The organism is Dokdonella sp. GW821-FHT11D02 (genome assembly GCF_058808595.1).
Genome location: NZ_CM179520.1, coordinates 159,620 through 184,746, shown reverse-complemented (window position 1 = coordinate 184,746; position 25,127 = coordinate 159,620). Strand labels below are relative to the sequence as shown.

Below are 25,127 nucleotides of genomic sequence, written 5' to 3'. Positions count from 1 at the left end.
CTCCGCCCGCCCACAACCCATCGTTCGACGCTTCCTGCGCATCCCGCCGCGACGTTTCAGCTCGCCACGACGCCCTGTGCCGACTCGCGCATCGGCTCCGCCGCAAATTGATGCATGTCCATGTGCGCGGTCGGCACCGGCTTGTAGTCCGGTCCGAACGCGACGTCACCGAGCTTCCAGCCCGCCGGTGTCCACAACGCGCCCCAGAAGCGCCGGAACGCTCCCCACTGCATCGCGACCAGGCCGCGCTCGTTGTCGATGTCGACCATCGGATCGCCGACGCCGGTGCGCCGCGGCGGCTCGCCGTACAGCGCGGTGCCGAACAGCACGTCCCACACCGACAACACCTGGCCGTAATTGCAGTTGTGCAGCTGCGGACGATCGGGGTCGACGATCATGTGATGCAGGCGATGGAATTTCGGGTCGACGAAGATTCTTTCGAACACGCGCCCGAAACCGAAGCGCACGTTCGCGTGCGAGAAATTCTGCACCAGCTCGGCGACGAACAAGAGCAGCGCGAACTGGTCCGGCTCGATGCCGATCACCAGCGCCACCGTCGCCAGCACCATCGATTGCAGGAAGCCGTCGACGTAGCTGCCGCGGTCGTTGCTCCAGCAGCTCATCTGGCGCTGGCTGTGGTGCATGCTGTGCAGCGCCCACCACCACGGAATCGCGTGCTGGGCGCGATGCATCCAGTAGTAGACCAGGTCGTAGATGAGGTAGTAGACGAAGAACAGAATCAGCGGATGGTGCTGGAACCACGGCACCCAATGCGAAAGTCCGGTGGCGATCTCGTCGCTGCCGGTGGCGACCGGCGCGCCGGCGAACGCGTTCGCCAACGGCGTCAGCACCAGATAGGCGAACAACGGGTTCAAGCCGAGCAGCATCACCAGCGTGTAGGTGCGGTCGATACGCGCGTGGCGGCGATCGGGCCAGTGCTCGGCCGGCAGCCAGCTCTCCAGCGGGCGGAAAATCAGGCCGATCACCAGCACCTGCACCAGCGCGATCAGCAGGGCCTCGGCGACCTCGCGCGGATCACCGGCCAGTCCGTTCAGATGGACCAGATGCACGAAAGGCGTGACGGCGTACGCGTTCAAGCCGTCGACGGCGCGGGACCACAGTTCGACCATTGCGGGATTGTAGCGCCGTCGCCGCCGCCGGGGCGGCGCGGCGGCAGCTTGGGTACGGCCCGGCCGGGCGGCCGGGCAAGGGATTGATCACGAACGGCTTCGCACCGAAGTGCGCCGCGCTCAGGCCAGCTCCGGCCACTGCCGGAAGACGACGCAGACGTCGGTCGCATCGCGCACCGCGAACTCGAGCGCGCCGCCCGGCCGTTTCGTCACCATCGCGCTGTCCGGGTGCAGCAAGTCCGGACGGCGCGAGCGGATTTCCACGTGCAACACGCCGATCGCGTCGGTTTCGATCGCGAACTCCGGGCGGTTGGTGCCGGCGGGCTGCGCGCTCTGGACCAGGCAGGCCCTGGCGCCGTCGCGCTCGACCACGACCATGCCGTCGTCCTGATGCATGACCTGGAAACCGAGGCCGTCAACGAAGAAATCGAAGCCTTCGTCGAGGTGTTCGTAAAAGATTTTCGGGATCAGCCTTTGCAGCATCGCTACGTCTCCTGTCGTAGACATGATCGACGACCCGGGCGGGGCAATGCTGCGGAAACGGTCGCAATTCTTAGTGCCGCCGTCGCGCGATCCGGCGGCGCCGGTCGCGCGATGGCGGGCGCGGAACTCAGACCGGCGGCGTGCCGATGAAGTCGGTCTTGCCGATCTCCACGCCGCTGTGACGCAGGATCGCGTAGGCGGTGGTGACGTGGAAGTAGAAGTTCGGCTGGGCGAAGGCGAACAGATAGGGCAGGCCTTTCAACACCAGCTCGCTGCCGCGCAGCGGCACGGTGACGTCGCGCTCGTCGCTGCCCTCGAACTGCTCGGGTGTCAGCGTTTTCAAGTAGTCGATCGTCTTGGCGATGCGCGCCTTCAGTTCGTCGAGGCTGCTCTCGTTGTCCTCGAACACCGGACGGTCGGCGCCGGACAGGCGTCCGCTGGCGTTCTTGGCGTGGTCGGTCGCGATCTGCACCTGGCGCGACAGCGGCAGCATGTCCGGATACAGACGCGCGCCGACCAACACGGCCGGATCGATCTTCTTCGCCGCGGCATAGGCCGACGCCTTGTCTAGAATCGCGTCGAGATGGGTCAGATTGCGGATGAAGACGGGAACCGAGGCCTGGTACATGGAAAGACGCATGGGAACTCCTGGGGCGGTTAGGCGCGGACGAGGCCCGCGGTCGCGGGCAGCGCCGACGAGGTTGAGGGCGGCGCGCGCCGTTGCAAGGTCGCGGTCGCAGCAAAGCGGCATTCGCGGCGGACTGCTACGCTCGCCGGCCCCGTCTGGCGATCGCCTGCCATGAAGATCTGGGTCGACGCCGACGCCTGCCCGAAAGTCATCAAGGACATCCTCTATCGCGCGGCCGAGCGTGCCGGCGTGGCCTTGGTCCTGGTCGCGAACCAGCCGCTGACGGTGCCGAAGTCGGCCTTCATCAGCAGCCGCAGCGTCGCGCAGGGCCTGGACGCGGCCGACCAGGCGATCGTCGACTGGGCCGAAGCGGGCGACCTCGCCGTCACCGCCGACATCCCGCTCGCCGCGCGGCTGGTCGACAAAGGCGTGCTCGCGATCAATCCACGCGGCGAGCTGTACAGCCGCGAGAACATCGGCCAGCTGCTGTCGATGCGCAATTTCATGGACGAGCTGCGCGGCAGCGGCGTGCAGACCGGCGGACCGCCCGCTTTCCACGCACGCGACCGCCAGGCGTTCGCCAACCAGCTCGACCGCCTGCTGGCGCAGCGTTCGCGCTGACGCCGCTTCGCAGCATCTGAGACACGGCGGCGCATACTGCCGTCCAGAATGAAGACCGGACCTCGCCCATTCAGCCCCGACCGCATCGACGCGCCGGCACGCGTCAAAGGGCGCGGCGCGGCGTCCAACCCGGAAGGCCGCTTCGAGTCGATCGAGAAAACACGCGAAGACGACGGCTGGGAGCGAGAAGAGGAATCGACGCCGCGCCCGGCGACTCACGTCACCGAAGAGCGCGCGCGCTCGATCATCAGCCGCAACGACTCGCCCGACATTCATTTCACCCAATCGATCAACCCCTACCGCGGCTGCGAACACGGCTGCGTGTACTGCTACGCGCGTCCGTCGCACTCGTATCTGAATCTCTCACCCGGCATCGATTTCGAAACCAAGCTGTTCGCCAAGACCAACGCCGCGGAACTCTTGCGCAAGGAACTCGGCAAGCCCGGCTACGTCTGCTCGCCGATCAACCTCGGCGCCAATACCGATCCGTATCAGCCGATCGAGCGGCGCTATCGCATCACCCGCTCGGTGCTCGAAGTGCTGCTGGAGTGCCGGCATCCGTGCACGATCATCACCAAGAACGCGTTGATCGAACGCGATCTCGACCTGCTCGTGCCGATGGCGCAGGCGCGGCTGGTGCATGCGTTCGTTTCGGTCACCTCGCTCGACAATCGCTTGTCGAGCACGCTGGAGCCACGCGCGAGCGCGCCGCACCGGCGTCTCGAAGCGGTCGCGGCCCTGAACGCCGCCGGCGTCCCTTGCGGCGTGATGGTCGCGCCGATCATTCCGATGGTGACCGACCGCTGGATCGAACAGATCCTCGAACAAGTCGCCGCCGGCGGCGCGACGATCGCCGGCTACACCATCGTGCGCCTGCCGTATGAACTGAAAGACTTGTTCCGGCAATGGCTCGACCTGCACGTACCGCAACGCGCCGAGCACGTGATGAGCCTGATCCGCCAAATGCGCGGCGGCAAGGACAACGATCCGCGCTTCGGCTCGCGCATGCGCGGCGAGGGTGAGTTCGCCGAACTGATCCGCCAGCGCGTTCACCTCGCCTGCCGCAAACACGGCATCGGCCGCGGCCGCGACGTGCGGCTCGACACCAGCGCGTTTCGGCCGCCGCGCGAGGCGTCGCCGCAGGCGGAGTTGTTCTAAGGCGCTCGACGCCGCCGGCGCTTGACGGCCTGCGCGCGCCGACCAACGATGCGCCGCCGCTTCGTTCCGGAGTCAGCGCAATGCCCACGTCCACCGCTCCGCGGCTTCGCCGCGCGAAACACCCGATGCCCGCTTCGGTACGCGCCGCCTTGCTCGAACACGGACTGATGGAAGCCTACGAAGAGCGCCCGCCGTACCAGCGCAACGACTATCTGGGTTGGATCGCCCGCGCGCGCCTGGACGCCACGCGCCAGAAGCGCTTGCAGCAGATGCTGGACGAACTGCGCGGCGGCAGCTCGTACATGAAGATGGCGTGGCGACCACGCGCGGCGCCGCGCCGATAGTTCGCTTACGCCTTCTCCATCCGCAGCACCGGCGTCGCGATGCCGAGCCAGCGCGCCAGCAGCGTATCGAGACTCGCCTTGCCGGGACCGGCGATCAGCAGCCAGAAGAAGATCAGGATGTAGACGAACTCGTCGAGTTCGACGAACTCGTCGAAGCTGCCGACGTTCTTGATCACGACCAGGGCGATCGCGACGACCATGTTGATACCCATCGCCGCGGCGGTGAAGCGCGTGAACAGGCCGAGCATCAGCAACAGGCCGCCGACGAAATCGACGCCGGCGGATAGCGCCGCGTTGAAGGCCGGCAACGGAACACCCCATTCGACGAAGCGCTGGGTGAATCCGTCGAGATGGTGCAGCTTGGCCCAGCCGGTTTCGAGCCAGAAGTAACCGAAGAACAGGCGCAGAACCAGCGGTCCGAGCCACTGCACGCGAGTCAAAAGACGCAGGACGGCCTCGCAGCCGCGGGCGATCGTCGTGGACATTGGGGAAACTCCCTAAACAGGAATGGTGGCAAAAACCTTGCCGAAACTCGCAGTTGCCGAACCGCCGCGGATCGCGGTTGCAACCCGTTCACGTTCGGCGTGTACAAAGACCCGAGCCGGCGGGGAGTTCTTTCATTGCGAACGGAACGCGGTTCGCTGCACTGCGGCAAAGGTTCTCGAAAGAATGGGAGCTTGAAAGAACTCATGCGGAATGCCGTTCCTCTGCCTGCCGGCCGATGAGCGCGATGCGCGACGGGGCGGCGACGACTGCAATACACAACCAACGAACCCACTACGGAGTACGTCATGGAAAAGAAAGTCTCGAAGCTGACCGGTATCGCCCTCGCCACCGCCGTCGCCGGCTTGTTCACGCTGACCAGCGCCGCACCGGCGTTCGCCGCGGACAAGGCCGAAGCGAAGGTGAAGTGCGAAAACTCCTCCTCGTGCAAGGGCCATGGTGCCTGCGCGACGGCGAAGAATTCGTGCAAGGGCCAGAACGCGTGCAAGGGTGAGGGCATCACCATGCAGAAGGACGATGCGGCCTGCAAGGCGGCGCAGGACGAAGCCAAGAAGAAAGCGTCCTAACGCGTAAACCGGCATTCTGCATGGCCCGCCGACGGCGGGCCATGCAGTCGGCGGACGATTCCCATGTCGCACAACGATCCGCGCTATCCCGCACTCGGCTACGGCCTGGGCTTACGCGTCGAACACTACGAGGAGCTGCTCGCGCAGGAGGCGCCGATCGACTGGCTCGAGGCGATCAGCGAGAACTACCTCGTCCCCGGAGGCCGCCCGCTCGAGTACTTGATGCGCTTTCGCGAACGCTGGCCGCTGGTACTGCACGGCGTGTCGCTCTCGATCGGCAGCAGCGATCCGCTCGATCGCCAATATCTGACACAGCTGCGCGCCCTCGCCGACCGCGTGGAGCCGGCCTGGGTATCCGATCATCTGTGCTGGACCGGCGTCGACGGCACCAATCTGCACGATCTGATGCCGCTGCCCTACACCGAGGAAGCGCTCGACCACGTAGCCGCACGCGTGCGCCAAGTGCAGGACGCACTCGGCCGCCGCATCCTGCTCGAGAACGTGTCGAGCTATGTCGCGTTCCGCGCCTCGGAGATGTCCGAAGCGCACTTCCTCGCCGAGATCGCGCGGCGCGCGGATTGCTTGATCCTGCTCGACGTCAACAACGTCTACGTCAGTGCGCACAATCACGGCTTCGATGCACGCGGCTACCTCGACCAGATTCCGCCCGAGCGCGTGCAGCAATTTCATCTCGCCGGCCACGAGCACAACGGCGCGCTGATCGTTGACACGCACGACGCGGCGGTCATCGATCCGGTGTGGGACTTGTACGCCTACGCCGTGCGGCGCTTCGGTCCGGTATCGACCCTGATCGAACGCGACGACCGCATTCCGCCCTTGGCCGAGTTGGTCGCCGAACTCGCCGCCGCGCGCGCCATCGCCGAACCGATCCTGCGGGCGGCCGCTTGAACGCACTGGCCGACCTGCAGCGCGAACTGCAAGCGCACGTATTGCAACACGACGCCGCCGCGTTGAACGCGGTCGTGGCGACGCCGCAAGCGGATGCCGCCGAACGGCTCGGCATCTATTCCCACGCTTATCGCACTCGCCTCGTCGGGGTGCTGCGCGAGGATTTCCCCGGCTTGCGCGCGCTCGCCGGCGACGACGGATTCGAGCGCCTCGCGCTCGCCTACATCGCCGCGATTCCTTCGACGCATGCCAACGTGCGCTGGTACGGCGCCGATTTGGCAGCGTTCGCGCAGAGCCGAGCACCGTGGTCGGAGCGGCCGGAACTGGCCGCGATGGCGAAGCTGGAATGGGCGCTCGGTCTCGCCTTCGACGCGGCCGACGAAGTGCCGGTCGATTTCGCCGCCGCCGCCGCGCTGGCGCCTGCGGACTGGCCGCTCTTGCAGCTGCGCCTGCACGCTTCGCTGCAGCGGCTCGAACTCGAACACAACCTCGACCTGATACGCCTTTCGCTCGATCGCGGCGAAAGCGTTCCCTCCCTGCAGCCGCTCGCGCCATCGCAAACGTGGGTCGCCTGGCGCTGGCAGTCGACCGTGCATCATCGCCGGCTCGAGGAAGACGAGGCGGACGCGCTCGAAGCGACCGCGCAAGCGGCGACCTTCGCGCAATTGTGCGAACGGCTGTGTCAGTGGCACGCGCCCGAAGAAGTGGCGATGCGCGCGGCGACCTTGCTGCGGCGCTGGATCGAAGACGGCTGGGTCGCGCGGCTGGAGTTGGCGGAGAGCTGAGCAGTCCCCGCTGTCGCCGCTCCCTCAAGAAGAGGGAGACGACGAGCGATCACAAGGAAGCGAAAAACCGCGCCTTCAATACGGCCAGAAAATCGCCAGCGCCAGTCCGCCGAGCAAGCCGAATTTCAGCGTGTAGTACAAGGTCTTGTTCGCCTTGCGCAGGCGCTTGGCCCGCTCGCGTACGCGATAGAACGAGGCGAACGCGCGATTGAGTCCGCCGGTCGCATCGCCCTCCATGTTCGGCGACGCCGCCGCGGCGACGAGGTTGCGCGCGACGAAGCGGTTCAGCGCGGTCGCCCAACGGTACTTCATCGGCCGCTCGACATCGCAGAACAGGATGATGCGATCGCGCTCGGTCGCATTCTCGGCGCGGTGGATGTAGGTCTCGTCGAACATCACCGCTTCGCCGTCGCGCCAGCTGTAACGCTCACCGTCGACCTCGATGTAGCAGCGGTCGTCACCGGGGGTGACCAGGCCGAGATGGAAGCGCAGCGAACCGGCGTACGGATCGCGGTGCTTGCGCAGCTCGCTGCCCGGCGGCAGCTCGGCGAACATCGCCGCCTTCACGCTCGGGATCGTGCGCAGCAGCTCGGTCGTGCGCGGGCACAGCGTCGCCGCGGACGGATGCGCGTCGTCGTACCACTTCAAGTAGAAGCGTTTCCAGCCGCGGCGGAAGAACGAATTGAAGCCGACGTCGTTGTACTGATTGGACGCCTTGATCTGCTGCGCCTCGCGCAACGCCAGCGCTTCCTCGCGGATTTCCTGCCAGCGCTCGCGCAACGGCGCCAGCTCGGGAAACTCATCCACCGTGATGTATCGGCTGGTCGGCACGCGCGAGCAGGCGTACATCAGCACGTTCAGCGGCGCCATGAAGGTCGAATGGTCGGTGATCTGGCGCCCCAGGCGCAGCCGTACGCGACCGCGCAGATGGATGTAGGCGGCGCAGCCCACGAAAATTGCCAGGATCAACCACTTCATCGGACGGGAGTCGGAATTTGCAGACGGCGTAGTTTACCTTCGACCCGTCGCCGCCGTTATATCGCCCATCCACTAAGATCGAGTGCCGTTCAGCCGACGCGACCGCGCATGCCCGACCACGACCTCCTGCGCCGCATCCTGACCGCACGCGTCTACGACGTCGCGCGCGAGAGCGAGCTCGATTTCGCGCCGAACCTGTCCGCGCGCCTGGACAACCGCGTTTTCCTCAAGCGCGAGGACAACCAGCCGGTGTTCTCCTTCAAGCTGCGCGGCGCCTACAACAAGATGGCGCAGCTGTCGGCCGAACAGCGCGCCCGCGGCGTGTTCGCGGCCTCCGCCGGCAACCACGCGCAAGGCGTCGCACTGGCGGCGCGCAAGCTCGGCCTGCGCGCGGTGATCGTGATGCCGGTGACGACGCCGGCGGTGAAGATCGACGCGGTGCGCACGCACGGCGGTGATGCGGTCGAAGTGATCCTCGCCGGCGAGTCCTACAGCGACGCCTACCGCGTCGCGACCGAACTCGGCCAAGCGCGCGGCCTGAGCTTGATCCATCCATTCGACGACAGCGACGTGATCGCCGGCCAGGGCACGGTTGCGATGGAAATCCTGCGCCAGCATCAGGCGCCGATCCACGCGATCTTCGTGCCGGTCGGCGGCGGCGGCCTGATCGCCGGCGTCGCCGCCTACGTCAAGGCGGTGCGGCCGGAGATCCGCATCGTCGGCGTGCAGACCGAGGATTCCGATGCGATGGCACGCTCGCTCGAATCGGGCGAGCGGATCGAACTGGCCGAGGTCGGCCTGTTCTCCGACGGCACCGCGGTCAAGCTCGCCGGCGCGCAGACTTTCGAACTGTGCCGCCGCTACGTCGACGAAATCGTGCGCGTCGACACCGACGCCCTGTGCGCCGCGATCAAGGACGTCTTCGCCGATACGCGCAGCCTGCTCGAACCGGCCGGTGCGCTCGCCGTCGCCGGCGCCAAGCGTTACGTCGAACGCGAAAACTTGCGCGGCGAGACCCTGATCGCGATCGCCAGCGGCGCGAACTTGAACTTCGACCGCCTGCGTTTCGTCGCCGAACGCGCCGAAGTCGGCGAGGCGCGCGAAGCCTTGTTCGCGATCACCATTCCGGAAGAGCGCGGCAGCTTCCGCCGCTTCTGCGCCCTGCTCGGCGAACGCAGCATCACCGAGTTCAACTACCGCATCGGCGATGCGGAGAAAGCACGCCTGTTCGTCGGCGTGCAGACCAAGAGCGCCGGCGAGAACGCCACCATCGCGGCCGACTTCGAGCGCGGCGGCTTCGAGGTGCTCGACCTCACCCACGACGAGCTGGCCAAACTGCATCTGCGCCACATGGTCGGCGGCCGCTCCGAACTCGCTGCCGACGAACTCGTGTATCGCTTCGATTTCCCCGAACGGCCCGGCGCACTGGGCCGCTTCCTTGCCGCGCTCGATCCCGCTTGGAACATCAGCCTGTTCCACTACCGCAACCACGGCGCCGACTACGGCCGCATCCTGGTCGGTATCCAGGTGCCACCGTCGGATCGCGCGGCATTCGCCGAATTCCTCGTGCGGCTCGGCTATGCGTATCGCGACGAGAGCGAGAATCCGGCGTTTCAGCTATTGCTGCGTGGTTCCGCAGCGAGCGCTGTGTCGTGAGTGCGAGCGCGCGCAGGACTGCGCTCAGGCTCGCTACGAGCTCGAACGGATCGGGCCTTGCGCACAATTAAACCTGGCCCCGTCGCCGAGCATCGAACGCTGCGTCCTCACTAAAGAAGCCTTTCGGATGGCCTGGTTCACCATCGCCCTCTCGACCGTCTTGCTTTCGCTGTCGGCAGGTGCAAATGCCGGCGCGGACGGGGCCAAAACGACCGCGTTCGTGCACGTCAATGTCGTACCGATGGATAGCGAACGCGTGCTGCGCGATCGGACGGTGCTGGTGCGCGGCGATCGCATCGTCGCGGTCGGCAGCGACGTCGACGTACCGGCCGACGCGACCCGAATCGACGGCCGCGGCGAGGCGTGGCTGTCGCCCGGCCTCGCCGACATGCACACGCATGCGCAGACGAAGAACGATCTCGCCGTCTATCTCGCCAACGGCGTGACCACGGTGCTGAACATGGGCGACGCCCGCGCCGGATTCGTCGACAAGATCGTGCCGCAAGTCAACCGCGGTGAACTGCCGGGGCCGCACGTCTACACGAGCTTCCTCGTCGACGGCTCGCCCGAATACAACGGCTTCGTCGTGCACACGCCGGAAGAGGCGCGCGCCTTGGTCGGGCTCGCGAAGACCAACGGCTACGACTTCATCAAGGTCTATGTCGACCTCGCGCCCGAAGTCTTCTCGGCGTTTGCCGACGAGGGCGCGCGGCTCGGCTTGCCGGTGGTCGGCCACGGCGTCCGCGCGGTGCGGCTCGCGCGCCAGTTCGAACAAGGGCAGGTCTTGGTCGCGCATGCGGAGGAATTCTTCTACACGTTCTTCACGCCGCAGGGCGTGGAAGAATCCGACACGCCGCCCGACGTAAGCCGCATCCCCGAAGCGATCGCGCTGGTGAAGCGATACGGAACCACCGTCACGGCGGATCTCGTCACCTATGCCGCGATCGCGCACCAAATCGGGCATCCGGAGGTCGTTGCCGGATTCCTTGCGCGGCCCGAATCGGTTTTCCTGTCACCGAACGATCGCGTTCAATGGCAGACCAGCGGCTACGTGAACAAGACCGCGAAGCTCGAAGCCAAACTCGGGTTCCTGCGCCGGCTGGTCAAGGCGATGGCGGACGCGGGCGTCGAACTGGTTGCCGGGACCGACGCACCGGCGGTTCCCGGCGCCGCCCCCGGCTTTTCCCTGCACGACAATCTCGCCGAGCTGGAGACATCGGGGCTCACGCCCTATCAAGTACTGACCACCGCGACGCGCGCGCCCGGGGCCTTCATCGAGCGCACCAAGCACGGCGATCGCTTCGGTGTCGTCGCGACGGGGTATCGCGCCGACCTGATTCTCTCCTCACACAATCCACTCGCCTCACTGGCCACGCTGCGCAAGCCGCTCGGCGTCATGGCCGCCGGGCAATGGCGCGACGCGGCGGCGCTGGATGCGTTGAAAGATCGCATCCGCGACAGCTACCGGCGGGCGACGGCAGGGTACTGAACGCGGTCGCCGCGACGAGCGCCGACATCGAGTGCCCGAAGCCGGACGCGCCATTTCGCTGGCCTCCTCCAACACCGGGTTATGCGCACCGTGACGAGGGTACTGGGCCTATCGCCTGCTGCTGCACGCTTGAGACGTTACTTGGGTTCCCCGCCTTCGCGGCTAAGTAACGCCAGCCCACGGAATTCCGTAGAAATGCCCTTTAAGTAACGGATATGATAGATTCGTTTCCTTAAAAGGCGAACGCTGCGATGGAACGGAAAACAGGCACTTATGTCCCATCGACTCTAAACGGACAAGCTCACCAGGCGTTCGTGCCCTCGCCCTTACCTCCCATTCCGCCGATCAGCCTCGATCACGCGTTGGCGACCTTGCGAGACCGCGCCTTGGTCGCTCTCGGCGAACTGAAGGGAACCACTCGCATCCTTCCGGATGCGAGCTTGTTTCTCTATCAATACGTGCGCAAGGAGGCGTTGCTGTCCTCGCAGATCGAGGGAACGCAGTCGTCGCTGTCCGACCTCTTGATGTTCGAACTCGACGCCGCGCCCGGCGTGCCGCTGGACGATGTGCGCGAGGTATCGAACTACGTCGATGCACTCGAGTACGGACTCCGGCGCCTGCGCGAAGGATTCCCGCTATCGCTGCGCTTACTGCGCGAGATGCATGAGCACTTGTTGCAACGCGGACGAGGAAACTCGAAGTCTCCTGGGGAGTTCCGCAAGACGCCCGTGTGGATCGGCGGCCCGAGCCCGGATCGCGCGCAATTCGTACCGCCCCCGGCGGATCAAGTTCCTATCTGCCTCGACCAGTTCGAGAAATTTCTGCACGCGACCGACGACGACATTTCGCCGCTGACACGCGCCGGGCTTGCGCACGTGCAATTTGAAACGATTCATCCGTTCCTCGACGGCAATGGTCGCCTTGGACGTCTGCTGATCGTGCTGATGCTGTGCAACGCGGGTTTGCTCGACGAACCCTTCCTGTACCTCAGCCTGTTCTTCAAGTCGCGTCGTGCGGAATATTACGAGCGTCTCGACGGCGTCCGCGCACGCGGTGATTGGGAAGGTTGGCTGCATTTTTTCTTCGAAGGCATCGCCAGCACTTCGGGCCAAGCGGTCGACACCGTGCAGCGTCTCCTCAAGCTGTTCAACGGCGACCGCGAACGGCTGCGCGGTGCCGGCCGCATCGCCGGTACAGCGTTGCAATTGCACGAGCGCTTCACGCAGCACCCCTTGCATACGATTCCGAAGCTCTCCAAGGAGCTCGGACTGTCGAAGCCGACGATCATGCGCGGTCTGCGAACGATGGAAGGCTTGGGCATCTTGCGTGAAGTCACCGGCAAGCAGCGTTACCAGATATTCGCCTACCAAGCGTATCTCGACATCCTCAACGAGGGCGCGCAACCGCTGTAAGCGATCCGCCTTTCTCTCAAGTCGAAATCGCCAGCCGCTCGCTGTTGTAGATGCGCGCGGTGATCAGATAGACCAGCACGGCCGCCAGCGCGGTGCAGGCGAAGCACAGGCCGAACTCGGTCCAGCGCACCGGATCGCCGCGCAGGAAGCGCGTGATCGCGATCTGTTGGCCCATCAGCGGCACCGCGTACATCCAGGTCTGCGTCTTCAGCGGGAACACGGACAGCAGCAGGGTCGGGATCACCGGCACGAACATCAGCAGCGACAGGTAGGTCTGCGCCTCGCGGAAACTCTTCGCGAACGCAGCGGCGAGGGTCTGCAGCGTGGCGAGCAGGAACACCAACGGCAGCATCACGAACATCGTCGAAGCGGCGAAGCGCAGGCCGATGTCGAGCGATACGCCGAGTTTTTCGGTCGGCATGAATTGGCCGGCGATCGAGAACGCGATGATGCTGAGCAAGACCGTGACGAGAGCGAACAGACCGGTCGCGCCGAGCTTGCCGGCAAGAATGCGGCTGCGCGCAACCGGATTGACCAGGAGCGGCTCCAGCGATTGCCGCTCGCGCTCGCCGGCGGTGGTGTCGATCGCCAGCGCCATGCCGCCGATGAAGCCGCCGAGCACGAAGAAGTACGGCAGCATGCCGAACATCATGCTGCTGCGGTTCTGCGCGGTCGACTGATCGCGCGCCGCGACCACCAACGGCCGCGCCAGATCCGGCGCGAGACCGCGCGCGATCAGGCGCAGCGCGCCGGTGCGTTGCCCGTAGCCTTCCAGCGTGCGCTGCAAGCGATCGACCGAACCCTGCGCGTCCACCTGCGAAGCGTCGAAGATCAATTCGACCTGGGCCGGTTCGCCCTTGCGCCAGGCCTCGCTGTAGTCCTTCGGCACGCGCAGCACCAGGTCGGCGTCCCTCTCGCGCACCGCGCGCTCCGGATCGGCCGGCGCGTCCTTGATGCGCATGTTCTGCTGCTTCAACGCGGCGATCAGGTTCGGCGCGTACTCGGCGCCGGCCACCGGCACATCGAGCGGCAGCTCGGCCTTGTCGAGCTGGCGCGACACCGCCGCGTTGACGACCAGCACGAACACCAGCGGCGCGAACAGAGGTCCGGTCAGCAGCGTGTTCATGACGGTGCGGCGATCGCGCAGGTTCTCGCGGATTTCCTTCCAGAAAACGGTGAGTACGGATTTCATGCGGCGAGCCCCTCGTCCGAACCGATGATCGTCACGAATGCGTCTTCCAAACTGGTCTGGCCGGTCTGCGCCAACAGCTGCGCCGGCGATTCGTCGGCGACGACGCGACCGCGCGCGATCACCACGATGCGATCGCACAGCGCACCGACCTCCTGCATGATGTGGCTGGAGAACAGCACGCAGCGACCTTCGTCCTTGAGCTTGCGCATGAAGGTGCGCATCGCGCGCGTCGCCATCACGTCGAGGCCGTTGGTCGGCTCGTCGAGGATCACGTTCCTCGGATCGTGGATGAGTGCGCGCGCAATCGCGGTTTTCACGCGCTGCCCTTGCGAGAAACCTTCGGTGCGACGCTCGGCGATGTCGGCCATGTCGAGCGCGGCGATCAGTTCGTCCGTGCGCTGCCGCCGCGTGGCCGCGTCGAGTCCCTGCAAGCGGCCGAAGTAGTCGATGTTCTCGCGCGCGCTCAGACGCTTGTACAAACCGCGCGCGTCCGGCAATACGCCGAGCCGGCGCCGCACTGCGAGCGGATCGACCGCGGCGTCGATGCCATCGACGCGCACCGCGCCGGTGTCCGGGCGCATCAAGGTGTAGAGCATGCGCAAGGTGGTCGTCTTGCCGGCGCCGTTTGGACCGAGCAGGCCGGTGATCTCGCCGTCGCGCGCGGCGAACGAGACACCGTCGACCGCTTTGACCGTGCCGAAACTCTTGTGCAGGTCGCTGACCTCGATCATGGTGCGGCTCCGTTGAAGTCGATGAAGGCCGGCATCGGCCCGAAGTCGGCGATGCAGCCGGCGTCGAGCGCCTTCGCATCGCGCGTGTCGACGAAGCGCGAGACCAGCTTGGGCAGACAGCCGCGTCCCATTACGCTGTGGCCTTGGCCGGCGGCGACCAGCTGGCGTGCGTTCGGCAGGCCTTTCGCGATCGCTTCGCCGTAGCGCGGCGGCGTCACCGGATCGAACTCGCCGGAGAGAATCAGCACCGGTTTGTCGCTCTGCACCGGCGCGTGGAAGTCGGCCGGCCGCGTACCGCGCGGCCAGATCGCGCATTGCTCGCGCAACACGCGCGCGAACATGTCGCCGAGGATCAGCTTGGCGTCCTGCGGCCGGTCGCCCAAGCCGTCGGCGTCTTCGGCGCAGATCACCGAGAGCTGCATGCCGTTGCCGGTCAGGTCGGACATCTCGGCGGCGATGAATTCGGATTGGCCGAGCAGCGGCGCGTAGTCGCCCTTCAGCGCGCGATCGATCACCAGCGGCAAGAGCGCGCTGGTTTCCGGCGAGTAGGCGAACAGGCGCACGAGACCGGCCAGGCGCAACGGACCGAGCGGCTTGTTCTGTTTGGCGTAGGTGCGCGGATCGCGCAGAGGCGACGTTTCCGGCTTGGTCGCGAGCTGGTCGCGCAGGCGATAGAGGTTCGTGTATGGGTCGCCGAACGCCTTCGCGCAGGCCGGCTCCTTCGCGCAGGCGGCGAATTGCGCCTTCAGCGACGCGTCCAGATTGAGCGAGAACTCCGAACCCAAGATCTGCTCGTTCGGCACCGGGCTGTCGAGCACCACGCTGCGCACGCCGTCGGCATGCCGCATCAGGTACTGCTGCGCGACGCGCGTGCCGTAGGAGACGCCGATCAGGTCGAACTGCGGCGCGCCGAGCGCCTGCCGCAGCGCTTCGAGATCGCGCACCGCGGCGGTGGTGGTGTACTGCGCGGCATCGGCGTGCTTGGACACCGCATCGAGGCAGGCTTGCGTGTTGCTGCGGATCTTGGCGTAGTCGATCGCCTCGGCCGACGCGGCGCTCTCGTCTTCCAGATCCTGCTTGCATTCCAGCGCATTCGATTTGCCGGTGCCGCGCTGGTCCATCAGGATCAGATTGCGCTGGCGCAAGAGCGGCGCGAACGCACCGGCGACGCGCGGATACGCCTCGGTCGCGGCTTGACCAGGACCGCCGGCGAGCAGCACGACCGGATCGCGCTCGGGCGCGGCCGCCTTGCTGCGGATCAGCGCGAGATGCAGATCGATCTTGCGGCCGCCGGGCCGCTCCCAATCCTCGGGCACCTGAAACGGCGCACAGAACGCGTCGGTGGTGGCGGCCGAATTGCGCTGCGCGAGTTCGCAGGGAGCGAATGCGAGCGTTCCTAGAGTGAAGCCGCGCTCGCCGTTCTTCTGCACGATCGCCGCGCCTTGCGGCGCCGGCGCCGTTGCGCCCGGACTGCGCGTCTTGCTCCATTCGTGCACGCCGACCACGGCGACGAAGGCCGCCGCCAGCGCGAGTTTCAAGGCACTGCGTTTGTTGATTGCCATCATTCCCCCGGGTCGAAGATCGACTCGATCGATTTCCTGAAAAGCTTCGCGATACGAAACGCCAGCGGCAGGCTCGGGTCGTACTTGCCGGTCTCGATCGCATTGACCGTCTGCCGCGACACACCCAGCTGCTCGCCGAGATCGCCCTGCGACCAGCCGCGCGCCTCGCGCAGTTCGCGCAAGCGGTTGTTCATTGGTAGTGCCGGTGCGCCCAGACTTGCGCGGCGATGTAGACCACGCACATCACCGGCGGCGCGACGATCAGCGGCAGCTTGAGCAGGCCCGCGCTGTCGAGCAGGCCGAGCGCCATCACGATCAGGATCGACGCCACCAGACCGATCAGCCCGGCTTCGAGCTCCATGCGCTGGCGCAATTCGTCGGTGCGGCGGATGCGCGTGTATTCCAGATAGACCGCCAGGAGCACGAACGGAATCGGCGACAACGCGGCCAGCGCACGCAGCAGCGGCGACTCGATCGACTTCAGCTTCGTCATGGCGAAGACGAAAGTCGGAATGTAGGTGGCCATCAGCAAAACCAGCGCCCACCAGTATCGGCGCGTCGCTCCGGCACACCAGAGTTCCTTGAACATGGTTCGAATCTGTCAAGTGTCCTTGACACACAGGCTAGCGTCGAGGCGACGCGCCTGTCAAGCATGCTTTACACACGCGTGACTTCCGTGCCGCCCGCGTCGAGGACAGACGTAAATTGTCTCACTTGTATATTTGTGACGAAATCGAACGAATTCGAGTTTCGACTGCGCTTGCGCGAGCTCCGAATTAGGTTGGCACAGAGGGTGCATCGGGCGCATCCGGTCATTACCGACCGAACTGTTCGAGGGAATCCAGAGATGAAAACGAAACTCGCGCTGCTGCTCGGCAGCGCGCTGGGAGCGTGCGGCCTCGCGAATGCCGCCACCACCAGCGCCAACTTCGACGTCACCATCACCATTCCGCACCTGTGCGACGTCAGCACGACCGCGCCGACCAACATGGCGTTCGCCACACCGACCTCGCTCACCGCGGCGATCGACCAGACCTCGACGATCACGGTGCGCTGCACGAGCGGCTCGCCTTACAACGTCGGACTGAACGCCGGCAGCGGCGTCGGCGCCACCGTTGCCGCACGCAAGATGACCGGCCTGACCACCACCACCGCAACGGTCGGCTACAACCTCTACTCCGATTCGGGCCGCACCACCAACTGGGGCAACACGGTCGGCACCGACACCGTGTCGGGCAACGGCAACGGCACCAATCAGCCGATCACCGTGTACGGCCGCGTGCCGGTGGCGAGCCTCAATCCGGCGCCGATCGCGCAGAACTACAAAGACACCGTCACCGTCACCGTCACCTACTGATTCCTCGCAATGTCGAACCTACGCAAGCTCGGGCTCGTGCTCGTCGCAGCGTGCGGTGCGCTGCAATCCGTCGGCCTTTGGGCCGCCGGATTGCAGGTTGCGCCGATCTCGCTGACCCTCGACAGCAAGCGCAGCGCCGACGGAATCTGGCTCAGCAATACGGGTGATGCGCCGTTGCACGCGCAAGTGCGTGTGTTCCATTGGACGCAGGCGAACGGCGAAGATCAGCTGGCCCCTTCGCGCGGCCTGGTGGTCAGCCCGCCGATGCTGCAGCTCGCACCGGGTGCGCGCCAACTCGTACGCGTGATCCGTACCGGCGCTGCGCCACAAGCCAACGAAGACGCCTTCCGCCTGCTCGTCGACGAAATTCCCGACGAGGCGGCACAACGAACCGGACTCAACTTCGTGTTGCGCTACTCGGTGCCGGTGTTCGTCGCGCCTGTCGGTACGACAACCCTCGCGCCGCAACTGGTCTGGTCGCTGCGCGGCGAAGCCGGCGCGCCGAGCCTCGAAGTCGCCAATTCCGGTAGCCAACACGCGCAACTCAGTACGCTCGCTTTCATCGGTGCGGACCAGAAGACGGTGTCGATCAGCGACGGCCTGCTCGGCTACGTGCTGCCCGGCGCGAGCATGCGCTGGCCGCTGAAGGACACTGCCGCAACGTGGCGCGACGGCGGCCGGCTGACCGCAAGAATCAACGGTGAAGCGCTTGCGCAACCGGTCGCTCTCGCCGCTCCGCGTCCGTAACCTCGCCCTGGCGTTGTCGCTCGCGGCCGCGCGCGCAGTCGCGGCCGACGACGGCGGCCCGGTGTTCGTCGCCGACAGCGACGACGGCGGCAGCGACTGGACCAACGGCGACAGTCTCTATCTGGAAGTCAGCTTGAACGGCGTCGACAGCGGCAAGATCGCGCACTTCGATCGTCGCGCCGACGGCCTCTACGCGACGCCGACCACGTTGGAACGCCTCGGCCTGCGCTTGGCGACCTCCGACAGCGCGACACCGGTGCGCATCGACGGCCTCGCCGGCGTGCGCGCGGAGTTCGACGGCGAACGCCAGCGCGTCGCCATCGTCGCGCCGGTGGCGATGCTCGAGGGCGACATCGCCCAGCTCAACGGGAACTCGCGCAGCAGCGTCGCCTCGGCCGCATCCGCCGGCGCCCTGCTCAACTACGATCTCTACGGCACCCACGCCGACGGCAGCAGCGGTCTCAACGCCGCGGCCGAACTGCGCCTGTTCGGCTTCGCCGGCATCGCCAGCACCGGCGTGCAATCGCAGCTCGCGCAAGACGGCACCGGCGATTGGCGCACGCGCACGGTGCGGCTCGGCTCGGATTGGACGTTCGCCTTTCCCGAGCACATGCTGAATCTGAGCTTCGGCGACTTCCAAAGCGGCAACCTCGCCTGGTCGCGCAGCGCTTACATCGGCGGCCTGCGTTTGGCGCGCGATTTCTCGCAACAGCCTTACCGGCTGACCATGCCGCTGCCGGCCTTCGTCGGCGAAGCGGTGGCACCGTCGGCGGTCGATCTCTACGTCAACGGCATGAAGCAATACAGCGGCCAGGTCACGCCCGGCCGTTTCCAGATCAACGCACTGCCGGTGGTCAGCGGCGTCGGCCAGGCGCAGGTCGTGCTGACCGACGCCTTCGGCCGCGCCACCACCATCGACTTTCCGTTCTACTCGACCGACCAGCTGCTACAGCGCGGGTTGTCGGACTATTCGCTCGAACTCGGCTTCGTGCGCCGCGGCTACGGCCAGCGCTCGTTCGACTACGCCGCGGCACCGATGGCCAGCGGCACGCTGCGCTACGGCGTGAGCGACCGCCTCACCGTCGAAGGCCACGCCGAAGCGGACAGTCGCACGCGCAATGGCGGCGCCGGCGCCAACCTCTTGCTCGGCGACGCCGGCCTGCTCGCCGCTGCCGTCGCGGCCAGCGACGGTGCGCAAGGCAGCGGCCACCTCGTGCGCTTGGGCTATAGCTGGCGCGGCTATCCCTTCAGTTTCGCGGTCGACGCCACGCGCACATTCGACGACTACACCGACGTCGCCGCGCGCTACGGCCGCGCGCCGCCGCGCATCAGCGCACGCGCGAGCGCCGGCTACAGTTTCGGCAAGGCCAGCCTCAGCGCCAGCCTGATCCATCTGCGCTACCCCGGCGAAGAAGCCACGCGCTACGCCGGCCTCAACTACTCGCACGGCTTCGGCGCACTGTCGCTCAATCTCGGTCTGAACCAGAATCTCGACCGCAGCGAGGACCGCAACCTGTTCGTCGGCTTCACCTACCAGTTCGAGCGCACCACCGTCGCCGCCACGGCGACGCGCGACCGCCAACGCAGCTACGCCACCGTCGACGTCGCACAACCGATTCCCGGCGACGGCGGTTTCGGCTGGCGCGCGCAGACTCAGCAAGGCGAAGGCGTGCACGCCGGTTATGCCGAGGCCGGCTATCGCGCGAGCTGGGGGCAGCTGCTGGCCGGCGCCAGCAGCTACGACGGCAACACGCTCGGCTACGCCAGCCTCGACGGCGCCCTGGTCCTGCTCGGCGGTCACGCGTTCGCGGCGCGGCGCATCGACGATGCGTTCGCCGTAGTCACCACCGACGGCGTCGCCGGCGTACCGGTCAAGCTCGAGAACCGCACGATCGGCGTCACCGACGGCTCCGGCGCCTTGCTGGTCACGCCGCTCAACGCGTGGCAGGACAACCAGCTCGCGATCGATCCGATGGATCTGCCGGCCGATCGCCGCATCGACCGCGTCAACGCGATCGCCTCGCCGCCGCGCGGCGCCGGCACCGTGGTGCGCTTCGGCATCACGCCGCTGCGCGCGGCGAGCCTGCGCCTGGTCGACGCCGCCGGCACGCCGCTCGCGGCTGGCAGTGCTGCGCAGCTGCAGAGCGGTGCCGGCACGATCGTCGGCTACGACGGCGAGACCTACCTCGAAGGACTCGGCGACCACAATCGCCTGCGCGTCGAACTCGCCGACGGCGCGTGCACGGTCGAGTTCGATCTGCCGCCGACGAGCACGGGCATTCCGTTGCTCGGTCCGCTGACCTGCCGCAAGGAATCTCGATGACGCGTCGCTCGCTGGCTCTGCTCGTGCTGCTGTTCGCCTGCGTGTTCGCCAACCGCGAGGTACGCGCGGCGACGACTTGTTCGGCGACGATGACCGACGTCGACTTCGGCACCAACGTCGATCCAATCGCCGGCGCGTCGGCGACCGCGACACTGAACTATTCGTGCACGACCAGCGGACTGATTCTCGGTGGCAACGTCAGCATCCGCGCCTGCTTCAGCATCGGCGATGGCAGCGCCGGCGACATGCTGACGATCAATCCGCGCCGCATGGAAGACGGCGACGGCGATCCGCTCTCCTTCAACCTCTACACCAATCCCGCCGCGACCGCGATCTGGGGCACTTTCTGGCAGGCGGCCTATCCGCCGCCGCAGATCTCCATCACGCGCAGCGGCAACGGCACCTCGACCGGCAGCTTGCCGGTGTACGCGCGCATCCAGCCGAACCAGACCGCGGCGACGCCGGGCGTCTACTCGAACACGTTCAGCGGCGGCCACACCAGCCTGGTCTATCGCTATCGCGAAGGGGCCGGCAGCGCGCCGACCGATTGCCAGAACGGCGGCGGCGGCGGCAGCACCGGCGTGTCGTTTCCTTTCACCGCGCGCGCGACCATTCCGGCGGTGTGCACGATCAACACCACGAGCAACCTGAACTTCGCAGCGCCGGTGAATCTCTTAACGACCAACATCGATCAGACCTCGAGCATAAGCCTGACCTGCACCAACGGCGCGACATGGCAGGTAGGACTCGACAACGGCGGCAACGCGCTCGGCACGCAGCGCCGCATGCGGCTCGGCGCGACCGCGAATTACGTCAACTACGAGCTGTATCGCAACAACACGCGCACGCAACGTTGGGGCAGCGCGCTCAACACCGACACCGCGAGCGGCACCGGCAACGGCAGCGCGCAGAGCTTGACCGTCTACGGCCGCGTGCCGACGCAGACGCCGATGCCGGCGGCCGGTGCCTACAAGGACACGATCCTGGTCACCGTCACGTACTGAGCGCGGCTTCGGGAAGCGCCAGCACGGCCGCGCCGCGTTCGAGCGCGGCCGTGCCGCTGCGCGCGAGTTCGAGCACGCGGCCGATCGGCGCCAGCTCGTCGAGAAACGCGTTCACTTCCAGACCCGTGCCGGTGTATTCGATCGTGCGCACGCCGGCACTGATGTCGAGCACTTGCGCGCGCGGATGCCGGCGCAGGAAGGTGACCAAGGCGGCCAGCGCCGCCGGCACGTCGGGCGGAAGTTCGAGCTTGACCAGGAGCAACTCCGATTCCAGGTGCTCGCGTCCGGTCAGGTCGGCGATTTCGATCACGTCGATCAGCTTGCGCGACTGCTTGATGATCTGGTCGATCACTGCATCGTCGCCGGCCGTGACCAGGGTCAGGCGCGACACGCTCGGATCGTGTGTGGCGGCGACGGTGAGCGAATCGATGTTGTAGCCGCGCGCGGAAAACATGCCGGCCGCACGCGCGAGCGCGCCGGCTTCGTTTTGCAGCAGGATCGAAATGAGTCGTCGCATGGAGGGGCCGGGATTGGAGATTGGGGATTGGGGATTCGGAAAAGACCACTGCTCCGCGCAACGGCACTGCCGGTATGGGGACGCAAGTGATTCGAGACGCGTTACCCAATCCCGAATCCCCAATCCCCAATCCCGGCACTCAGAACATCTCCGCCGGCCCGACCTCGGCCGCGCTCGGCGGTTGCCGCGACGCAATGAAGTCGCCGGTGATCATTTCCGAGTACGCCATGCCGGGGCCGACCATCGGATAGACGCCGGCCTCGGGGTCGATGATGACTTCGAGGAAGGCCGGTCCCGGAAACGCGATGAAGTCGGCGACGACGGCGGCGATGTCTTCACGCCGATCCAAGCGCCGCGCCCATTCGAAGCCGTCGGCTTGTGCGGCTTTGACGAAGTCCTTGCGATGCAGACTCTTGTCGCTGCCCGAGAAGCGGCCCTTGAAGAACAGGCGCTGCCATTGCCGCACCATGCCGTCGCCGTAGTTGTTCAACACGACCACCTTGACCGGCAGCTTGTAGGTGGTCACGGTTTCCAGCTCGCCGAGATTCATGCGGATGCTGGCGTCGCCGTCGATGTCGACCACGACGAGGTCGCGCCGCGCGAATTGCGCGCCGATCGCGGCCGGCAGACCGAAACCCATCGTGCCCATCGAGCCGGACGTCAGCCATAGCCGCGGTGCGCGGAAATCGAAGTACTGCGCCGCCCACATCTGATGCTGGCCGACGCCGGTGGCGATGATCGCGCGGCCTTCGGTGTGGCGATTGATTTCTTCGATCACCGCATAGGGCTGGATCAGCGCCGCCGCACGGTCATAGTTCATCGCGTGCGTGCGCTTGAGTTCGCCGATGTGCGTATGCCACGCCGCGTAGCGGCCGCTTTCGCGCGGGCGGAAGCCGCGCGCAAGCGCATATGCACGCAAGCGTTCGAGCGCGCGCGACAGATCGCCCAGGTGATGCCAGTCGACGCGTTTGACCTTGTTGATCTCGGCCGCGTCGACGTCCAGATGCGCGATGAACTTCGCGCGCGGCGCGAACTTCGACGGCACGCCGGCGACGCGATCGTCGAAGCGCGCGCCGACCGCGAGCAGGAAGTCGCAGTCCTCGATCGCGTAGTTCGCGAAGGCGGTGCCGTGCATGCCGAGCATGTGCAGCGACAGCGGCTCGGTGGTGTCGTAGGCGCCGATCCCCATCAAAGTGGTGGTGACCGGAACGCCGAATTCGTGCGCGAACGCGCGCAGAGCGGCCGCCGCCTCGGCGGCGACGACGCCGCCGCCTGCGTAGATCAGCGGACGCTCCGCGCGGACCAGCGCATCGAGCAGACGCGCGCAATCGGCGTCGGCGAGCGCGGCCGCGTCGACCGCACGCAGCCGTGCGCGATAACCCGGCAGCGGCAGCGTGCCGTGACCGGCGAAGAGGAGGTTCGCGTTCTGCACGTCCTTGGGGATGTCGACCACGACCGGACCCGGGCGCCCGGTGCGCGCGATCTCGAACGCGCTGCGCAGGGTGGCCTCGAGTTTGGCCGCGTCGGTGACCAGGAACACGTGCTTGGCGCAGGAACCCATGATGCTGCTGACCGGCGCTTCCTGGAACGCGTCCGAACCGATCGCCGAGGTCGGCACCTGGCCGCAGATCACCACGATCGGAATCGAATCGGCCATCGCGTCGCGCACCGGCGTGACCGTGTTGGTCGCGCCCGGACCGGAGGTGACCAGGGCGACGCCGACCTTGCCCGAGGCGCGCGCGTAGCCTTGCGCCATGAAGCCGGCGCCCTGCTCGTTGGCCGGCACGATCAGCGGCAAGGGTTCGCTGCCGTCGCCGCACAGATGCTCGCGGTTGTAGCGGAATACCGCGTCGTAGACCGGCAGGATCGCGCCGCCCGAGTAACCGAACACGACGCCGACGCCCTCGTCGGCGAGCACCTGCACGACGGCGTCGGCGCCGCTCATCGGCGTGCCGGCGAGCGGATGGCCGTCTTCGAGCGTTTCGGTTTGCAGGACTGCGTTCATCGTTTGCTCCCCTTGCAATCCCTACTCCCCGAGGAAGTAGGGAAAGGCCATCACGCTTCGTTGAGCCACACCATCTTCGCGCGCAGCGCAGCGCCGACCTGCTCGATCGGATGATCGAGATCGGCCTGCTTCATGCGCTTGTAGTTGGGCAGGCCGGCCTTGTATTCCTCGGTCCAGTTCTTGGCGAAGGTGCCGTCCTGGATGTCCTTGAGGATCGCCTTCATGCGCTCCTTGGTCGCCGCGTCGACGATGCGCGGGCCGCTGACGTAGTCGCCATACTGCGCAGTCTCCGAAACGAAGCTCAGCATCTTGGTGATGCCGCCCTGATAGAGCAGATCGACGATCAGCTTCAGCTCGTGCAGCACTTCGTAGTAGGCGATCTCCGGCCGATAGCCGGCTTCGACCAGAGTTTCAAATCCTTTCTGCACCAGCTCGCTGGCGCCGCCGCAGAGCACCGCCTGCTCGCCGAACAGATCCGTTTCGGTTTCTTCCTTGAAGTCGGTTTCGATCAAGAGCGCGCGCGCACCGCCCAGACCGGCCGCGTAGGCCATCGCGCGCTCCTTGGCCGCGCCGCTGACGTCCTGGTAGACCGCATACAAACACGGCACGCCGCGGCCGATCTCGTATTCGGTGCGCACCAGATAACCCGGCCCCTTCGGTGCGACCAGGATCACGTCGATGTCCGCGCGCGGCGCGATCGTCTTGAAGTGCACGTTGAAGCCGTGCGCGAACAGCAGCGCGGCGCCGGCTTTGAGATGAGGCGCGATGACCTCCTCGTACAGTTTCGGCTGCACCATGTCCGGCGTCAGCACGGCGACCAGGTCGGCACTCTTCACCGCCTCTTCCGGCGTCGCCACGGCGAAGCCGTCGGCGGTCGCCTTCGCCGTGGTCGGCCCGCCCGGACGCAGACCGACGACGACGTCGAGTCCAGAGTCGCGCAGGTTGAGTGCGTGTGCGCGTCCTTGGCTGCCGTAGCCGAGGATGGCGATGCGCGAGGTTTGCAGGGCTTGGGTGGTGACGGTCATT

Annotated in this window: 26 protein-coding genes; 13 read left to right on the top strand and 13 right to left on the bottom strand. The window is 66.5% G+C overall.

Annotated features, from left to right (window positions below; genetic code table 11):
- Positions 1 to 56: 56 nt before the first annotated feature.
- The 3 genes from AC3QL3_RS00840 to AC3QL3_RS00830 all read right to left on the bottom strand — a co-directional run bounded on the left by AC3QL3_RS00840 (position 57) and on the right by AC3QL3_RS00830 (position 2,253).
- On the bottom strand, positions 57 to 1,130 hold the full coding sequence (locus AC3QL3_RS00840; protein WP_492896342.1) for a sterol desaturase family protein: 1,074 nt from the start codon (positions 1,128 to 1,130) through the stop codon (positions 57 to 59).
- Positions 1,131 to 1,250: 120 nt separating this feature from the next.
- A complete protein-coding gene (locus AC3QL3_RS00835; protein WP_492896340.1) occupies positions 1,251 to 1,613 on the bottom strand; it encodes a VOC family protein in 363 nt (120 codons plus the stop codon).
- Positions 1,614 to 1,740: 127 nt separating this feature from the next.
- The gene (locus AC3QL3_RS00830; RefSeq protein WP_492896338.1) at positions 1,741 to 2,253 is read right to left on the bottom strand and encodes a DUF1993 domain-containing protein; all 513 of its coding nucleotides are present in this window, start codon (positions 2,251 to 2,253) and stop codon (positions 1,741 to 1,743) included.
- 159 nt (positions 2,254 to 2,412) lie between these two features.
- Here AC3QL3_RS00830 and AC3QL3_RS00825 point away from each other — a divergent pair, with 159 nt between their 5' ends.
- The 3 genes from AC3QL3_RS00825 (at position 2,413) to AC3QL3_RS00815 (ending at position 4,364) form a co-directional block, all read left to right on the top strand.
- Entirely contained in the window at positions 2,413 to 2,862 is a 450-nt protein-coding gene (locus tag AC3QL3_RS00825) for a YaiI/YqxD family protein (protein ID WP_492896336.1), read from the top strand.
- Between the two features lie 48 nt (positions 2,863 to 2,910).
- Positions 2,911 to 4,020 (top strand): PA0069 family radical SAM protein, encoded by a 1,110-nt coding sequence (locus AC3QL3_RS00820; protein ID WP_492896334.1) that lies wholly within the window; start codon positions 2,911 to 2,913, stop codon positions 4,018 to 4,020.
- Positions 4,021 to 4,145: 125 nt separating this feature from the next.
- Entirely contained in the window at positions 4,146 to 4,364 is a 219-nt protein-coding gene (locus AC3QL3_RS00815; RefSeq protein ID WP_492896332.1) for a YdeI/OmpD-associated family protein, read from the top strand.
- A gap of 5 nt (positions 4,365 to 4,369) precedes the next feature.
- Here the strand turns inward: AC3QL3_RS00815 and AC3QL3_RS00810 are convergent, their stop codons facing one another.
- Positions 4,370 to 4,849 (bottom strand): DoxX family protein, encoded by a 480-nt coding sequence (locus tag AC3QL3_RS00810; protein ID WP_492896330.1) that lies wholly within the window; start codon positions 4,847 to 4,849, stop codon positions 4,370 to 4,372.
- A 306-nt stretch (positions 4,850 to 5,155) separates the two neighbouring features.
- Between AC3QL3_RS00810 and bufA2 the strand changes: the two genes are divergently transcribed.
- From bufA2 to AC3QL3_RS00795, 3 genes are all read left to right on the top strand, one after another.
- Entirely contained in the window at positions 5,156 to 5,434 is a 279-nt protein-coding gene (gene bufA2 / locus AC3QL3_RS00805) for a BufA2 family periplasmic bufferin-type metallophore (protein ID WP_492896328.1), read from the top strand.
- Between the two features lie 63 nt (positions 5,435 to 5,497).
- Positions 5,498 to 6,343 (top strand): MNIO family bufferin maturase, encoded by an 846-nt coding sequence (gene bufB, locus AC3QL3_RS00800; protein ID WP_492896326.1) that lies wholly within the window; start codon positions 5,498 to 5,500, stop codon positions 6,341 to 6,343.
- Positions 6,340 to 7,128 (top strand): HvfC/BufC family peptide modification chaperone, encoded by a 789-nt coding sequence (locus AC3QL3_RS00795; protein WP_492896324.1) that lies wholly within the window; start codon positions 6,340 to 6,342, stop codon positions 7,126 to 7,128. The genes bufB and AC3QL3_RS00795 overlap by 4 nt, the downstream gene beginning before the upstream one ends.
- 75 nt (positions 7,129 to 7,203) lie before the next feature.
- Here the strand turns inward: AC3QL3_RS00795 and lpxO are convergent, their stop codons facing one another.
- Positions 7,204 to 8,106 (bottom strand): lipid A hydroxylase LpxO, encoded by a 903-nt coding sequence (gene lpxO / locus AC3QL3_RS00790; RefSeq protein ID WP_492896322.1) that lies wholly within the window; start codon positions 8,104 to 8,106, stop codon positions 7,204 to 7,206.
- Positions 8,107 to 8,214: 108 nt separating this feature from the next.
- Here lpxO and ilvA point away from each other — a divergent pair, with 108 nt between their 5' ends.
- The 3 genes from ilvA (at position 8,215) to AC3QL3_RS00775 (ending at position 12,663) form a co-directional block, all read left to right on the top strand.
- On the top strand, positions 8,215 to 9,762 hold the full coding sequence (gene ilvA / locus AC3QL3_RS00785) for a threonine ammonia-lyase, biosynthetic (protein ID WP_492896320.1): 1,548 nt from the start codon (positions 8,215 to 8,217) through the stop codon (positions 9,760 to 9,762).
- Complete coding sequence (locus tag AC3QL3_RS00780; protein ID WP_492896318.1) at positions 9,686 to 11,251, top strand: amidohydrolase family protein; 1,566 nt, start codon at positions 9,686 to 9,688, stop codon at positions 11,249 to 11,251. Before ilvA ends, AC3QL3_RS00780 begins: the two co-directional genes overlap by 77 nt.
- Before the next feature lie 251 nt (positions 11,252 to 11,502).
- Complete coding sequence (locus AC3QL3_RS00775; RefSeq protein WP_492896316.1) at positions 11,503 to 12,663, top strand: Fic family protein; 1,161 nt, start codon at positions 11,503 to 11,505, stop codon at positions 12,661 to 12,663.
- A 16-nt stretch (positions 12,664 to 12,679) separates the two neighbouring features.
- Here the strand turns inward: AC3QL3_RS00775 and AC3QL3_RS00770 are convergent, their stop codons facing one another.
- The 5 genes from AC3QL3_RS00770 to AC3QL3_RS00750 are packed head-to-tail and all read right to left on the bottom strand — an operon-like array spanning position 12,680 to position 16,737.
- Positions 12,680 to 13,855 (bottom strand): ABC transporter permease, encoded by a 1,176-nt coding sequence (locus AC3QL3_RS00770; RefSeq protein WP_492896314.1) that lies wholly within the window; start codon positions 13,853 to 13,855, stop codon positions 12,680 to 12,682.
- Entirely contained in the window at positions 13,852 to 14,586 is a 735-nt protein-coding gene (locus tag AC3QL3_RS00765) for an ABC transporter ATP-binding protein (protein ID WP_492896312.1), read from the bottom strand. The genes AC3QL3_RS00770 and AC3QL3_RS00765 overlap by 4 nt, the downstream gene beginning before the upstream one ends.
- Positions 14,583 to 16,148, bottom strand: a complete 1,566-nt coding sequence (locus AC3QL3_RS00760; protein WP_492896310.1) for an alpha/beta hydrolase — start codon at positions 16,146 to 16,148, stop codon at positions 14,583 to 14,585. The genes AC3QL3_RS00765 and AC3QL3_RS00760 overlap by 4 nt, the downstream gene beginning before the upstream one ends.
- On the bottom strand, positions 16,148 to 16,342 hold the full coding sequence (locus AC3QL3_RS00755; protein ID WP_492896308.1) for a helix-turn-helix transcriptional regulator: 195 nt from the start codon (positions 16,340 to 16,342) through the stop codon (positions 16,148 to 16,150). Before AC3QL3_RS00755 ends, AC3QL3_RS00760 begins: the two co-directional genes overlap by 1 nt.
- Positions 16,339 to 16,737, bottom strand: a complete 399-nt coding sequence (locus AC3QL3_RS00750) for a hypothetical protein (RefSeq protein ID WP_492896306.1) — start codon at positions 16,735 to 16,737, stop codon at positions 16,339 to 16,341. The genes AC3QL3_RS00755 and AC3QL3_RS00750 overlap by 4 nt, the downstream gene beginning before the upstream one ends.
- Positions 16,738 to 16,995: 258 nt before the next feature.
- Between AC3QL3_RS00750 and AC3QL3_RS00745 the strand changes: the two genes are divergently transcribed.
- The 4 genes from AC3QL3_RS00745 to AC3QL3_RS00730 are packed head-to-tail and all read left to right on the top strand — an operon-like array spanning position 16,996 to position 21,579.
- A complete protein-coding gene (locus AC3QL3_RS00745) occupies positions 16,996 to 17,505 on the top strand; it encodes a Csu type fimbrial protein (protein ID WP_492896305.1) in 510 nt (169 codons plus the stop codon).
- Between the two features lie 9 nt (positions 17,506 to 17,514).
- Positions 17,515 to 18,252, top strand: coding sequence for a fimbrial biogenesis chaperone (locus AC3QL3_RS00740; protein ID WP_492896304.1), 738 nt, complete (start codon positions 17,515 to 17,517; stop codon positions 18,250 to 18,252).
- Positions 18,206 to 20,575 (top strand): fimbria/pilus outer membrane usher protein, encoded by a 2,370-nt coding sequence (locus AC3QL3_RS00735; protein WP_492896302.1) that lies wholly within the window; start codon positions 18,206 to 18,208, stop codon positions 20,573 to 20,575. Before AC3QL3_RS00740 ends, AC3QL3_RS00735 begins: the two co-directional genes overlap by 47 nt.
- Entirely contained in the window at positions 20,572 to 21,579 is a 1,008-nt protein-coding gene (locus tag AC3QL3_RS00730) for a Csu type fimbrial protein (protein ID WP_492896300.1), read from the top strand. Before AC3QL3_RS00735 ends, AC3QL3_RS00730 begins: the two co-directional genes overlap by 4 nt.
- Here the strand turns inward: AC3QL3_RS00730 and ilvN are convergent.
- The 3 genes from ilvN to ilvC all read right to left on the bottom strand — a co-directional run bounded on the left by ilvN (position 21,569) and on the right by ilvC (position 25,126).
- A complete protein-coding gene (ilvN, locus tag AC3QL3_RS00725; protein ID WP_492896299.1) occupies positions 21,569 to 22,096 on the bottom strand; it encodes an acetolactate synthase small subunit in 528 nt (175 codons plus the stop codon). The genes AC3QL3_RS00730 and ilvN overlap by 11 nt on opposite strands.
- 139 nt (positions 22,097 to 22,235) lie before the next feature.
- Positions 22,236 to 24,101 carry a biosynthetic-type acetolactate synthase large subunit gene (gene ilvB, locus AC3QL3_RS00720; RefSeq protein WP_492896297.1) on the bottom strand — a complete coding sequence of 622 codons (1,866 nt, stop codon included), beginning with the start codon at positions 24,099 to 24,101 and terminating at the stop codon, positions 22,236 to 22,238.
- Between the two features lie 50 nt (positions 24,102 to 24,151).
- A complete protein-coding gene (gene ilvC, locus AC3QL3_RS00715; protein WP_492896295.1) occupies positions 24,152 to 25,126 on the bottom strand; it encodes a ketol-acid reductoisomerase in 975 nt (324 codons plus the stop codon).
- Position 25,127: the final 1 nt, after the last annotated feature.

Excerpts from the sequence above, each read along its gene's own strand:
- AC3QL3_RS00820 (WP_492896334.1), top strand. The coding sequence starts at position 2,911 with ATGAAGACCGGACCTCGCCCATTCAGCCCCGACCGCATCGACGCGCCG.
- AC3QL3_RS00745 (WP_492896305.1), top strand. The coding sequence starts at position 16,996 with ATGAAAACGAAACTCGCGCTGCTGCTCGGCAGCGCGCTGGGAGCGTGC.
- ilvC (WP_492896295.1), bottom strand. The coding sequence starts at position 25,126 with ATGACCGTCACCACCCAAGCCCTGCAAACCTCGCGCATCGCCATCCTC.
- AC3QL3_RS00810 (WP_492896330.1), bottom strand. The coding sequence starts at position 4,849 with ATGTCCACGACGATCGCCCGCGGCTGCGAGGCCGTCCTGCGTCTTTTG.
- AC3QL3_RS00775 (WP_492896316.1), top strand. The coding sequence starts at position 11,503 with ATGGAACGGAAAACAGGCACTTATGTCCCATCGACTCTAAACGGACAA.
- AC3QL3_RS00750 (WP_492896306.1), bottom strand. The coding sequence starts at position 16,737 with ATGTTCAAGGAACTCTGGTGTGCCGGAGCGACGCGCCGATACTGGTGG.
- AC3QL3_RS00835 (WP_492896340.1), bottom strand. The coding sequence starts at position 1,613 with ATGCTGCAAAGGCTGATCCCGAAAATCTTTTACGAACACCTCGACGAA.
- ilvA (WP_492896320.1), top strand. The coding sequence starts at position 8,215 with ATGCCCGACCACGACCTCCTGCGCCGCATCCTGACCGCACGCGTCTAC.
- ilvN (WP_492896299.1), bottom strand. The coding sequence starts at position 22,096 with ATGCGACGACTCATTTCGATCCTGCTGCAAAACGAAGCCGGCGCGCTC.
- AC3QL3_RS00840 (WP_492896342.1), bottom strand. The coding sequence starts at position 1,130 with ATGGTCGAACTGTGGTCCCGCGCCGTCGACGGCTTGAACGCGTACGCC.
- lpxO (WP_492896322.1), bottom strand. The coding sequence starts at position 8,106 with ATGAAGTGGTTGATCCTGGCAATTTTCGTGGGCTGCGCCGCCTACATC.
- AC3QL3_RS00760 (WP_492896310.1), bottom strand. The coding sequence starts at position 16,148 with ATGGCAATCAACAAACGCAGTGCCTTGAAACTCGCGCTGGCGGCGGCC.
- bufB (WP_492896326.1), top strand. The coding sequence starts at position 5,498 with ATGTCGCACAACGATCCGCGCTATCCCGCACTCGGCTACGGCCTGGGC.
- AC3QL3_RS00730 (WP_492896300.1), top strand. The coding sequence starts at position 20,572 with ATGACGCGTCGCTCGCTGGCTCTGCTCGTGCTGCTGTTCGCCTGCGTG.
- bufA2 (WP_492896328.1), top strand. The coding sequence starts at position 5,156 with ATGGAAAAGAAAGTCTCGAAGCTGACCGGTATCGCCCTCGCCACCGCC.
- AC3QL3_RS00830 (WP_492896338.1), bottom strand. The coding sequence starts at position 2,253 with ATGCGTCTTTCCATGTACCAGGCCTCGGTTCCCGTCTTCATCCGCAAT.
- AC3QL3_RS00770 (WP_492896314.1), bottom strand. The coding sequence starts at position 13,855 with ATGAAATCCGTACTCACCGTTTTCTGGAAGGAAATCCGCGAGAACCTG.
- AC3QL3_RS00780 (WP_492896318.1), top strand. The coding sequence starts at position 9,686 with ATGCGTATCGCGACGAGAGCGAGAATCCGGCGTTTCAGCTATTGCTGC.
- AC3QL3_RS00825 (WP_492896336.1), top strand. The coding sequence starts at position 2,413 with ATGAAGATCTGGGTCGACGCCGACGCCTGCCCGAAAGTCATCAAGGAC.
- AC3QL3_RS00755 (WP_492896308.1), bottom strand. The coding sequence starts at position 16,342 with ATGAACAACCGCTTGCGCGAACTGCGCGAGGCGCGCGGCTGGTCGCAG.
- AC3QL3_RS00815 (WP_492896332.1), top strand. The coding sequence starts at position 4,146 with ATGCCCGCTTCGGTACGCGCCGCCTTGCTCGAACACGGACTGATGGAA.
- AC3QL3_RS00740 (WP_492896304.1), top strand. The coding sequence starts at position 17,515 with ATGTCGAACCTACGCAAGCTCGGGCTCGTGCTCGTCGCAGCGTGCGGT.
- ilvB (WP_492896297.1), bottom strand. The coding sequence starts at position 24,101 with ATGAACGCAGTCCTGCAAACCGAAACGCTCGAAGACGGCCATCCGCTC.
- AC3QL3_RS00765 (WP_492896312.1), bottom strand. The coding sequence starts at position 14,586 with ATGATCGAGGTCAGCGACCTGCACAAGAGTTTCGGCACGGTCAAAGCG.